Below are 11,918 nucleotides of genomic sequence, written 5' to 3' on the forward strand. Positions count from 1 at the left end.
GAAATTAGGTGTCACGACGGAACAAGTAAGGTAGGCGCTGTTAGCCAATAGGTTAATAATCCACGAATATCAGCATGATAACCGACGAAATTACTGGCTTCATTCTATGCGTTAACTCACTCAACTTAAGAGAAGAAAAATTATGGCTCGAAAAAAGGCAGAGGTTTTTATGGTTTAACTTGACGTGGGGAGTCATACCAACGCCACAATAAGCGGCTTGTAATTGTTGGCTAAAATACGTGAGGCACGAACGGGAGCCAACTGTTACGAGTCCGTTTGATTGCCTTGTTAGTTGCTGCGCGTTAAACCACATAACTAACAACAAGTTACCACGTTTTCGGAATAGACAGAAGAATCAAAAAACTCCCACCGCAACTTTGCCGCCACACGTGAACTTTGAGCCGTTTACACCTTTTGCTATTTTGATTCACCTGCAAAACTAAGGCGAAAACTGTGTAGCCAAAAACACAAAATGACTTTTTAAAAATGAAAATTGAAACAACAAAGGAAGGAAACAAACACCAATCCTTTGATGTGAAATACCGCACGTTTAATAAATAAATTTACTCGAACAAGTTGCGGCAACTAACGCCCACGTTAAGGGGCTTTTTATTAGTTTGCTAAAATTGTGTAGCGAAGCGGAACCGAGCAAACTGTAAAAAGTCCTGCTTTAACTGTTTGTTAAATGGAATTTAATCTCCACCACCACAATCGCCACCGCCACTGTCACTACCACCATCAAAACCATCACAACTACCTGAACGATAGTCTACCCCTGAGTCGTTTAATGAATCAAAGAAATCATTAATTCTTTGTGCTTTTTTAATCGGATCAGAGTTTAGAACTTCAACTTCTTCAAAGTGCTCTGAGATTTCAGTGTTGGATACTTTTATTGCAAGTAAAGACTTTACTTTTTTAAACCTATCAGGATAATTTTCTCTATCGATATTTTCATAAACATCAATCAGTTCATCTTCTGAGTAACTCTCATAGTCCGGTTCTGGGTGCATAACCGATAATTCCTTTTAACGCCCAAATAACAGGCTAAGTAATTGTTGGCTAAAATGTGAAACGAAGTGGAACGCAGCCAACTGTTACGTGTCCTTGTTTATTTTCTTGTTAGCTTGCGATGACACCCATATACAACCAAGTAGTTAAAGGCATTAATAAATACAAACAATAAATAACCCACATATTCTTTTTCTTATTTGAGGCTGATACACATTGATTTAAATCTACTTTTTTTACTACTGCCCCAGTTATGGAGTCCATTACAAGAGCAAAGACAATGCATAAATATATAATATATTCGTCCGGAGCCTGATATGAAAACAAAACCATAATCATTGGTGGCAAAAAGAAATAACCACTGAAAACTACTAATTGTAATCGAACCAAGTGAATGCTATTTGCTGAAGATGTTCCGCCTTTTTCAGCTAAATCTTTTGCTCCGTATATTACTCGATGAAATATATTCAAATGCACACCCAAATCTGAAATTGACTGACAGTTTATTTAGCTAGCTAACAGCTTATTATGAGGCAAAATTCCTTCTTTCTACATGATGGGATAAATCGTCCATAATTTTATAATGTGATGAGATTACTTGATTGTTATCTATAGATCAATTACTTAAAAATTTAGTTGTAACTGGTTGATGTGTGAAAGAAGGCAATTTGCTCGCTTTCTTGTAGAAAGGAGGAATTAAACAATTACTGTAAATACATACAGCATTAGTGCAACTTTTATTAAGATTATTTTGCTATGAAAAATATATTTTTAGAACAAGTTAGATTTATCATCTATAAAAATAAAAAACGCGACTTAGTTATCTAAGTCGCGTTTTACAGAATCTACTTATCATTTAACTAACTGTCAGCTTCATCGAAACGAGCCAGTAATTAAAAGTCAATTAACCGATATTGGTTAAACCGCCCATGTAAGGTTGTAATACTGTTGGAACATTAATACTTCCATCAGCTTGTTGGTAGTTTTCTAAAATAGCAACTAAGGTACGCCCTACTGCTAACCCGGAGCCGTTAAGCGTGTGTAACAATTCAGGTTTGTTGGTTTCATTATTTCTGAAACGTGCTTGCATACGACGTGCTTGGAAAGCGCCCATATTTGAACACGAAGAAATTTCACGGTAGGTATCTTGTGCAGGTAACCAAACTTCTAAATCAAACGTTTTAGTCGCACTAAAACCAACATCACCACTACATAGTTGTACCGTACGGTATGGCAATTCAAGCTTTTCAAGAATAACTTCAGCATGACGGGTAAGTTCATCAAGGGCTGTCATTGAATTTTCAGGCTTAACGATTTGTACCATTTCAACTTTGTCAAATTGATGTTGGCGAATAAGTCCACGAATATCACGACCACCAGAGCCAGCCTCAGATCTGAAACATGGCGTATGTGCCGTCATTTTAATCGGCAACTCAGCTTCATCTACAATTTCATCACGCACTAGGTTGGTTAACGGTACTTCTGACGTCGGAATTAAAGAGAATTTTTTATTTGATAAATCCGTGTGAAATAAGTCTTCACCAAATTTTGGTAACTGACCTGTTCCGTATAATGACGCAGCATTAACTAAGTACGGTACGTACATTTCTTGGTAGCCATGCTCTTCAGTATGCGTATCAAGCATGAACTGAGCGATAGCGCGATGTAATTTAGCTATTTTTCCGCGCATAACCGCAAAACGTGTGCCTGCTAATTTAGCCCCACTTTCAAAATCTAGACCTTTATCAACAGAAAAACCTAAATCTACATGATCTTTCACTTCAAAGTTAAATTCACGTGGAGTGCCCCAACGTTTTAATTCAACGTTGTCGTCTTCGTCTTTACCTTCTGGCACAGATTCATCAAGAAGGTTAGGAATAGCACTAGCAATCGCATCTATTTTAGCTAAAACGTCATCTTGCTCTGCTTTAGCAGCATCAAGATCATTGCCTAACTGACTAACTTGAGCAAGTAATGGTGCAATGTCTTCGCCACGAGCTTTCGCTTGGCCAATAGACTTTGAACGCGTATTACGTTCATTTTGTAACTCTTGAGTTTTCACCTGGATCGCTTTACGTTGCTCTTCTAACGCATTTAACGCATCGGTATCTAATACAAAGTTACGTTTGGCAAGTTGTTGCGCGATATTATCTAAATCAGTTCTAAGTAGTTTTGCATCAAGCATAATTATTCACATTCTTGTTAATAAAGTTATTAAAATTTTTTACGGATAAATACTGCTAATAAGTTATTAGCGATTATTTTGCTAAAGTGGTTACCAAATACATTCCTAAGGCGGCAGCAGCAATACACAGCGAAACATTCAATAAAACATTTATCGCCGCCTTAAGCACATCTCCTTGTTGCAATAGTAACAAGGAGTCTAAAGAAAATGTAGAAAAGGTGGTAAATGCACCTAAAAATCCTATTCCTATTAAGGTTCTATGCACACTAACATTGAGAATTTCATGCTCAATGAGTTGATATAACAAACCCATAGTAAATGAGCCGATGATATTAACCATCAATGTAGCAAAAGGGAAACCTTTTCCAAGCCAATTTAACACTAATTGCGAAATATAGAAGCGTAAACTTGCCCCACAGGCACCGCCAAGGGCAACAAATGCGTATAAAGTAAAATTACTAATAGCGTTGGTCATGGCTATTCCTATCAAGCTGGTTTAAGTAATCGAGTTTTTCTTTTAACTTTTTCTCTAAGCCTCGTTCGGTTGGCTGGTACAAACGGGTATGCGAGCTATCGCCTTGTGCTAACGCTTCTGGAAAGTAATTTTCACCTGCGGCATAGGCATTCATTTCATCATGGGCATAGCGGTATTCACTGCCATGGCCAAGCTCTTTAGTTATACTACTGGTGGCGTTTTTTAAATGCAGCGGCACATCTAAATCACAGGTTTGTTGTGCGAGCATTTTTGCTTTAGTAAACGCTAGATAAACTGCATTGCTTTTTGGGGCTAGCGCCATGTAAACTGTTGCTTGAGCAATTGCGCGCTCACCTTCGCTCGGGCCAACTCGATGAAAGGTATCCCAAGCATTGATGGCAAGTTGCATAGCACGCGGATCTGCATTGCCAATGTCTTCACTGGCAATGGCAAGTAATCGTCTTGCAACATACAGCGCATCACCACCCGCGGTAAGAATTCTTGCATACCAGTAAAGTGCAGCATCGGGGCTAGAGCCACGTACTGATTTATGAAAGGCACTAATTAAATCATAAAAAGCATCACCACCTTTATCGTAAAGGGCAATTTTACTACCTGCAACTTGGGCGATTAGTTCAACAGAAATGGTTTTAACCTTTCCACTTACCGTTTCATCTATTTCAACCGATGGGTTATTTTCATGTGCTGTGGCAGTGCTATCAAGACAATTTTCTACCAAATTAAGCAAACGTCTGGCGTCGCCATCACTGCGGTTGAGTAAACTTTGTTTGGCATCTTCACTTAACTCAATTTTAAGTTCTTGTTCTGCTTCACATAATGAGATAGCGCGTTGTAATACTTGTGCTAAGTCATCACGGTTAAGTTTTTTTAACGTATACAAACGTGCGCGTGATAATAATGCTTGGTTTAATTCAAAAGCAGGATTTTCAGTAGTCGCACCAATAAATATTATCGTGCCATCTTCAATGTGAGGTAAAAACGCGTCTTGCTGTGATTTATTAAAACGATGCACTTCATCAACAAACAGTACTGTTCTGCGTTTATTGCTGCCGTCGCCTTGTGCGCGAAGTTTTGCTTTATCAATAGCGTTACGAATTTCTTTAATGCCTGAGGTCACCGCAGAAACACGCTCTATTTCGGCATTTGCATGCTGCGCAATAATCTCTGCCAGTGTCGTTTTGCCACTGCCCGGCGGCCCCCAGAAAATAAGTGAGTGACAATGGCCTTGTTCAATGGATTGAGCCAAGGGCGAGTCTCCTCCTAGGATATGCTGTTGACCAACATAGTCTGTTAAGGATTTCGGACGCATTTTGGCCGCAAGTGGCATGAAGCTATTTGCATCTGAATTATCTTTCCCAGATCTATTATCCCGCGAAGCTATCTCGTCATTATCAGGGGTAAGATCAAACAATGAGTCTTGTTGCCCTTCACTGCTGCCTTGGCTATGGCCGGTAACTGAAGGTGACTTATTGTTAGCTTTATCGTTTGTCTTCAAGTCTTACACCTTCAGGCAAGCTAAAGTTAAATAACGTATCAGCAGGCTCAGTGTTACTGTTAAATTTAGTTAAGCTGATTTGACTAACTTGTCCTGTAGCATCTTGAAAAGAAAACTCACTTAACTGCACATCAACGCTGTTAGTAAAGCTCAGGGTTAGCTTTTTAATTTGGCTGTTTTCATTTTTTGGCATCACAACAAAACGTAAACCATTGTCAACAACGTCTTTCTGCTCAATAACATTATATTGTTGCCAAAGTTGGGGATCATCACTGGTTAGCAACAATATAGGCGTATTGTGAATTGATTTCGCTAAACTATAAGCGCTCGCTTGCTCTATAAAAGGGTCATAAAACCATAAGGTATTGCCATCACTGACAATCAAGGTTTCATCTGGGGTAATGGTCTTCCAATTAACTAAGTTAGGCTTGCTGATGGCAATTGTGCCGGAGCCTTGTTGTAATATTTCACCTTGGGCATCAAGAATATGTTGACTGAACTGTGCACTGAAAAACGCTAATTTTCCAAGCTTAGCCATTAAATGATCTTTCGCTTCGCTCGAAGGTGATACTAAAGCCGTTGTTGCTGTAATTGTATTAGCTGTTGTTTGAGCAGCATAAGCCTCTGAGTTTGAAAGAGCTAACACAGGCAGTAAAACACTGGTTAAAGCCAGTGGTCGAAAAAATGATTTTTTAATTAAAATGCTTTGCATAGCTTAACTTCTACTATTTATTTTTAAAATAATAAATTGTGTCAGCCTTTAGCTGACACAATGAAAAAATGAGTGATAACCATATACTGAAATAAAGCAAAGAATAAAATAAATGCTTTGGACAGGTAAATCGTTTAAAAATCTCGAACCGGTGGAGGCGCTAATACTTCACGTGCGCCGTTATTACCCGGTGTTGATACGACACCTTGCATTTCCATTTGTTCAACTATTCTTGCTGAGCGGTTATAACCTATTCTAAATTGTCTTTGCACGCTTGAAATTGATACACGACGTTTTTCAGTGACAAAGTTAACCGCTTCATCATACAGCGCATCGACTTCTTCACCTTCACTCTCTTCGGCTTGCTCACCTGGTAACAAAATGTCTTGCTCGTGTTCACCTGACAAGATCTCATCTATGTAATTTGGCTCGCCGCGAGACTTCCAGTCTTTAACTACCGCATGTACTTCGTGATCATCAACAAAAGCGCCATGTACACGGGTTGGTACGCCCGTTCCTGGAGGCAAATAAAGCATATCTCCCATTCCAAGTAACTGCTCAGCACCTTGTTGATCTAAAATGGTCCGAGAGTTTAAACCTGACGATACCTGAAATGCCATACGTGTTGGAATGTTGGCCTTAATTAAACCAGTGATAACATCAACTGAAGGTCGTTGCGTAGCCAGAATTAAGTGAATACCTGCTGCACGTGCTTTTTGTGCAATACGGGCAATTAGTTCTTCTACTTTTTTACCAACAATCATCATCATGTCGGCAAATTCATCAACGATAACCACAATACTTGGTAACTTTTCTAACGTTGGTGGTGTTTGATCTAAGCTGTCGGTTGGTTGCCATAACGGATCTATAATCGGCTCTCCCTTCGCAATCGCTTCAAGCACTTTTTTGTTGTAACCTTTTAAATTACGAACACCTACCGCCGACATAACTTTATAACGACGTTCCATTTCACCAACACACCAGCGAAGTGCGTTAGCGGCATCTTTCATATCGGTAACAACTTCAGCTAATAAATGTGGAATGCCCTCATAAACAGAGAGCTCAAGCATTTTAGGGTCAATCATGATCATACGCACATCTTCTGGCGTTGATTTATACAGCAAACTAATAATCATGGTGTTAACACCAACTGATTTACCTGAGCCTGTTGTACCTGCAACAAGTAAGTGCGGCATTTTACCTAAATCAACCACCACAGGGTCACCTGCAATATCTTTACCTAACACCATAGCAAGCGAAGAGGATGACTCTTCAAAATCCGTACAACCGAGTACTTCACTTAAGTAAACAATTTCACGGTGTTTATTCGGCAATTCAAGTCCAATCACCGATTTACCTGGAATAACTTCAACCACGCGGACACTGATAGCCGATAATGCACGTGCTAAATCTTTTGCCAAACTGGTAATTTTATTAACTTTAACACCTGGCGCTAGGTCTAATTCAAACCGTGTTATCACCGGACCAGGGTAGACAGATACCACTTGCGCTTGTACACCAAAATCGAGTAATTTTGCTTCAACTAAGCGGCTCACTTGATCTAATTCATCCTGATTAATCGGGTTTTTGGCTTTATCAGGTCGATCAAGTAAATCGATAGATGGCATGCCTTGAACAAATTCCTCTTCAACTGGTACTAGATTAACTTGACCGTTGTCATCGGTAATACTTTGTTCTACAGGTGTTGCAGGGAAATGATAATCATCTCCCACATTAGGTTTTTCAACCTCTGCAAAGGCAGCGGTAATTTCTTTTTCACTAACATGTTCTTGAACATTACCGGCAGAAAGCTCAGTCATTAGCTCAGCAATATCAATAAAAGGTTCAGTCTTATCAGCAACAATCTTATGAGCAGGATCTTGTTCATCACTAGCACTAAACGATTTAGGTAATTCTATCATTGCTGTTTGAGCATGGATTCCAGCAGGTACAGAGTCTGAAGGCATTGGCTCTGTTGGCTGCGAAGAAGGTGTAGATTTGGCAGATACCTTTTCAGAGGTTAACGTGTCGTCTTTTACTTTTGTTTTATTTTTCGTTAATCGGCTTTTGCCTAAGCCAAGCGCTTCATCATCTAGCGCTGGTTCACTGGTACCAAAATGAGTTTTAATCAGCTTAGGTGAATTAACTAACCAAAGCGTGCCTTCTATAGCGTATCGTCCTACACTATCGATAAATTTAAGCCATGAAAAACCCGTTAACAGTACAAAACCGGCACAGGTAAAAAGCAGAAATAACAAAGTAGAACCGACAAAAGAAAAGTAAGGTAATAAAGTACCACTTAACACATCACCTAAAATCCCTCCCGCTGAGAAGTAGAAAATATCATCAAAGTTCATACTAGCCAATGAGGTCACGCCTAGGTAAAACATGAAAAAGCCAATTAACTTCAACCCTAAGGTCAAATAATCAAGTTTCATTAATTCATGAAAGCGTTGGAACAACAGCCAGCCTACAATGGCAATAACAAAAGGTAAGCTATAAGCAATAAGCCCAAAGAGATTTAATAATAAATCTGAAAGATAAGCGCCGACCGCGCCACCCAAGTTGCGCACTTGGGTTTGATAACCTGTTTGTGCCCAACCAGGATCAGCTGGGTCGAAACTAAATAATGCCAACATCATAAACATGGCAAACACAGTGAAAAATAATAAACCAGCTTCAAGTATGCGTTGCACACCCGTTAGCTGTTTATTGCTCAATGATTCAAGCGAAACATCGGAATTTTTTATAAGATCTGAAGACAATTATAAGTACCATAGGAAATGAATAGGTAAAATTACGTAATAGCTAAGCTAAAGTATCAAATTAGTGCTACGTTGGCAGCAACAAATTACCATTAGTGCATGTTTTTTTATACAGCTATGTCATTTTAGCATTACTGGCACATCAAAAGCGCTACTCTCGAAGATAAAAAACCTATGATTCATTATTTTTTACCGTTTGATGGCAAGCAAGTTGGTTGATTTAATTTCATCCATTACCACATAGGTTCTACTTTCACTTACCGCAGGCAGCCTTAATAAGGTATCACCGAGTAACTCTCTGTAGGCAAGCATATCTTTTACCCGGGTTTTAAGTAAGAAGTCAAAATCACCTGAAACTAAGTGACATTCCTGAATGACATCAAGTTCATCTACTGCTGCGGCAAAGTCATTAAACACATCTGGGCTTGTCTTGGTGAGTGTAATTTCAACAAACACTAATAAGGCGGCATCAAGCTTATGTGGGTTCAAAATGGCTTTATAACCGCTGATGTATTTCTCTTTCTCTAGGCGCTTAACCCTTTCTAAACATGGGGTTGGGCTTAAACCCACTCTTTTTGATAACTCAACATTCGATAAGCGGCCATTTTTTTGTAGTTCAACAAGAATGTTTTTATCAATGCGATCAATGGTTTTATTAAGGCTCATATATTTTACTCTGACTTATTATAATTATTTAGCATTATATATCGCCTTCATGGGAATAACGACAGGTTATTCTACTAGTTTACTCATATACTAGTCGTATCTAAAACAAAAAGCACTTCACTATTTTTAATATGAAGTTGTACTAAATACAATAAGTAAATATAAGAGAGAAAATTATGATTATCGGTGTACCTAAAGAAATTAAAAACCATGAGTACCGTATCGGCCTTACACCTGCAGGTGTTAAAGAGTTAGTGGTCAATGGTCATGAAGTGATTGTTGAAAACAATGGTGGTGCATCAATTGGTTTTGATAATGAACAATATATTACTGCAGGCGCAAAAATAATTGATAGTGCGTCTGAAATTTTTGCAACAGCTGAAATGATTATCAAAGTGAAAGAGCCGCAGCCAATCGAATGTAAAATGCTTCGTCCTGGTCAAATCTTATTTACTTACTTACATTTAGCCCCAGATCCACAACAAACTGAATTATTAGTTGCTTCTGGCGCTACCTGTATTGCCTATGAAACAGTTACTGCAGCCTCTGGTGGTTTACCATTATTAGCGCCTATGTCTGAAGTTGCTGGTCGTATGTCTATTCAAGCGGGTGCTCACGCATTAGAAAAAGCTCAAGGCGGTTTAGGTGCTTTATTAGGTGGTGTTCCAGGTGTTGCCCCAGCTAAAGTATTAGTTGTTGGTGGTGGTGTTGTTGGTACTCAAGCTGCTCGCATGGCTGTTGGCATGGGCGCAGACGTTACTATTTTAGACCGTTCTTTACCACGTTTACGTCAGTTAGATACTGAGTTTGACGGTCGTTTGAAAACGGTATACTCAACGGCTGATGCTATGGATACATTAATCGTAGAAGCTGATTTAGTTATTGGTGCGGTATTAATTCCAGGTGCAGCAGCGCCTAAATTAGTAACAAAAGAACACATCAAGATGATGAAGCAAGGTGCTGTAATCGTTGATGTTGCTATTGACCAAGGCGGTTGTTTTGAAACGTCTAAAGCAACAACTCACCAAGATCCTACTTATGTAGTTGATGGTGTTGTTCATTATTGTGTAGCGAACATGCCTGGTGGCGTTGCACGTACTTCTACAATGGCACTAACCAATGCAACTATGCCATTTGCTGTGACTATTGCTAACAAAGGTGCTAAACAAGCATTATTAGATGATGAGCATCTAATGGCTGGCTTAAACGTAGCTGCTGGTAAAATTACTTACAAGCCAGTTGCTGATGATTTAGGTTATGAATATGTTGAACCTGCTGTTGCCTTAAACGCTTAATTGCACGTTTAATCGTTAAAAGCATAAAGCTATAAACCTTTCTTTTAAAGAGTTTATAGCAACCAAAGCGCACATTTGCTTACAGTTAAGCAAAAGTGCGTTTTTTTTTATTTATCATATAGCAAACTAATTATTTACCCCCTTGCTTTATTTCCTTATCATCCCAATTAATGAACCATAGGTAGTTAACAATAACTACATTGAAATAATCACTTTTTCTTGGAGAACCCATGAGCGACGTAAGACACTGTCCCCTACTAATTTTAGGCTCAGGCCCAGCTGGTTATACTGCTGCAGTTTATGCTGCCCGCGCAAACTTAAAACCAGTAATGATCACAGGTATGCAACAAGGTGGTCAATTAACCACAACCACTGATGTAGAAAACTGGCCTGGTGATGCTGACGACCTTACAGGTCCAGCATTAATGGAACGTATGCAGAAACACGCTGAAAAGTTTGATACTGAAATTATTTTCGATCATATCGAATCGGTAGATTTTTCTTCTAAGCCATATAAATTAACGGGCAGCAGTGAATATACCTGTGATGCGTTAATTATTTGTACTGGCGCATCAGCACAATACTTAGGTTTACCTTCAGAAGAAGCTTTCATGGGCCGTGGTGTATCAGCCTGTGCTACCTGTGATGGTTTCTTCTACAAAAACCAAAAAGTTGCTGTTGTTGGTGGTGGTAATACCGCTGTTGAAGAAGCACTCTATTTATCAAACATTGCTAGTGAAGTACATTTGATTCACCGTCGTGATACTTTCCGTAGCGAAAAAATCTTAACTGACAGACTTAATGAGAAAGTCGCAAACGGTAATATTGTTTTACATACCGACCGCACTTTAGATGAAGTACTTGGTGACAATATGGGCGTTACAGGTTTACGCTTAAAAGATGCTAAATCTGAGGCAACCGAAGAAATTGATGTAGCAGGTGTCTTTATCGCCATTGGTCATAAACCAAATACTGATATCTTTAAAGATCAGCTTAATATGAAAGATGGTTACTTAACGATTCAAAGTGGCACACAAGGCAATGCCACACAAACAAGTGTTGAAGGTATTTTTGCTGCTGGTGATGTTGCTGATCATATTTATCGTCAAGCGATTACATCAGCCGGAGCTGGTTGTATGGCAGCATTAGATGCTGAGCGTTTCTTAGATGCAAAAAGCTAGACGCACAATAAAGAGCATAAAGCCCTTTAGTTGATCAATAAACCACTTAAACTTCATTGTTTAAGTGGTTTATTTAGTTATACACGTAATTTTTGCATGCGAAGTTCCTCAATAT

Annotated in this window: 10 protein-coding genes; 2 read left to right on the forward strand and 8 right to left on the reverse strand. The window is 39.0% G+C overall.

Annotated features, from left to right (window positions below):
- Nucleotides 1-692 precede the first annotated feature (692 nt).
- The 8 genes from ND2E_RS11165 to lrp all read right to left on the reverse strand — a co-directional run bounded on the left by ND2E_RS11165 (nt 693) and on the right by lrp (nt 9,327).
- Nucleotides 693-1,010: a hypothetical protein gene (locus ND2E_RS11165; protein WP_033093836.1), complete on the reverse strand. Its 318-nt coding sequence runs from the start codon at nt 1,008-1,010 to the stop codon at nt 693-695.
- Between the two features lie 109 nt (nt 1,011-1,119).
- Complete coding sequence (locus ND2E_RS0121505; RefSeq protein ID WP_033093837.1) at nt 1,120-1,479, reverse strand: hypothetical protein; 360 nt, start codon at nt 1,477-1,479, stop codon at nt 1,120-1,122.
- Nucleotides 1,480-1,912: 433 nt separating this feature from the next.
- Nucleotides 1,913-3,193, reverse strand: coding sequence for a serine--tRNA ligase (gene serS, locus ND2E_RS11160; protein ID WP_033093838.1), 1,281 nt, complete (start codon nt 3,191-3,193; stop codon nt 1,913-1,915).
- Nucleotides 3,194-3,266: 73 nt separating this feature from the next.
- Nucleotides 3,267-3,668, reverse strand: coding sequence for a fluoride efflux transporter CrcB (crcB, locus tag ND2E_RS11155; protein WP_033093839.1), 402 nt, complete (start codon nt 3,666-3,668; stop codon nt 3,267-3,269).
- Nucleotides 3,652-5,016 (reverse strand): replication-associated recombination protein A, encoded by a 1,365-nt coding sequence (locus ND2E_RS11150; protein WP_052056536.1) that lies wholly within the window; start codon nt 5,014-5,016, stop codon nt 3,652-3,654. Before ND2E_RS11150 ends, crcB begins: the two co-directional genes overlap by 17 nt.
- Before the next feature lie 151 nt (nt 5,017-5,167).
- Nucleotides 5,168-5,896 carry an outer membrane lipoprotein chaperone LolA gene (gene lolA / locus ND2E_RS11145; protein ID WP_052056514.1) on the reverse strand — a complete coding sequence of 243 codons (729 nt, stop codon included), beginning with the start codon at nt 5,894-5,896 and terminating at the stop codon, nt 5,168-5,170.
- Between the two features lie 134 nt (nt 5,897-6,030).
- On the reverse strand, nt 6,031-8,661 hold the full coding sequence (locus ND2E_RS11140; RefSeq protein ID WP_081962037.1) for a DNA translocase FtsK: 2,631 nt from the start codon (nt 8,659-8,661) through the stop codon (nt 6,031-6,033).
- A 189-nt stretch (nt 8,662-8,850) separates the two neighbouring features.
- Entirely contained in the window at nt 8,851-9,327 is a 477-nt protein-coding gene (gene lrp / locus ND2E_RS11135) for a leucine-responsive transcriptional regulator Lrp (RefSeq protein ID WP_033093840.1), read from the reverse strand.
- A gap of 176 nt (nt 9,328-9,503) precedes the next feature.
- Between lrp and ald the strand changes: the two genes are divergently transcribed.
- Both ald and trxB read left to right on the forward strand, forming a co-directional pair.
- Nucleotides 9,504-10,622, forward strand: coding sequence for an alanine dehydrogenase (ald, locus tag ND2E_RS11130; protein WP_033093841.1), 1,119 nt, complete (start codon nt 9,504-9,506; stop codon nt 10,620-10,622).
- Between the two features lie 230 nt (nt 10,623-10,852).
- Entirely contained in the window at nt 10,853-11,803 is a 951-nt protein-coding gene (gene trxB / locus ND2E_RS11125; protein ID WP_033093842.1) for a thioredoxin-disulfide reductase, read from the forward strand.
- Nucleotides 11,804-11,918 lie beyond the last annotated feature (115 nt).

The sequence above is a fragment of the Colwellia psychrerythraea genome (assembly GCF_000764225.1).
Classification (GTDB): domain Bacteria; phylum Pseudomonadota; class Gammaproteobacteria; order Enterobacterales; family Alteromonadaceae; genus Colwellia; species Colwellia psychrerythraea_D.

Bases quoted from the DNA above. Each gene is read 5' to 3' on its own strand.
- ald (WP_033093841.1), top strand. From the start codon at position 9,504: ATGATTATCGGTGTACCTAAAGAAATTAAAAACCATGAGTACCGTATC.
- lrp (WP_033093840.1), bottom strand. From the start codon at position 9,327: ATGAGCCTTAATAAAACCATTGATCGCATTGATAAAAACATTCTTGTT.
- ND2E_RS11165 (WP_033093836.1), bottom strand. From the start codon at position 1,010: ATGCACCCAGAACCGGACTATGAGAGTTACTCAGAAGATGAACTGATT.
- serS (WP_033093838.1), bottom strand. From the start codon at position 3,193: ATGCTTGATGCAAAACTACTTAGAACTGATTTAGATAATATCGCGCAA.
- crcB (WP_033093839.1), bottom strand. From the start codon at position 3,668: ATGACCAACGCTATTAGTAATTTTACTTTATACGCATTTGTTGCCCTT.
- trxB (WP_033093842.1), top strand. From the start codon at position 10,853: ATGAGCGACGTAAGACACTGTCCCCTACTAATTTTAGGCTCAGGCCCA.
- lolA (WP_052056514.1), bottom strand. From the start codon at position 5,896: ATGCAAAGCATTTTAATTAAAAAATCATTTTTTCGACCACTGGCTTTA.
- ND2E_RS11150 (WP_052056536.1), bottom strand. From the start codon at position 5,016: ATGCCACTTGCGGCCAAAATGCGTCCGAAATCCTTAACAGACTATGTT.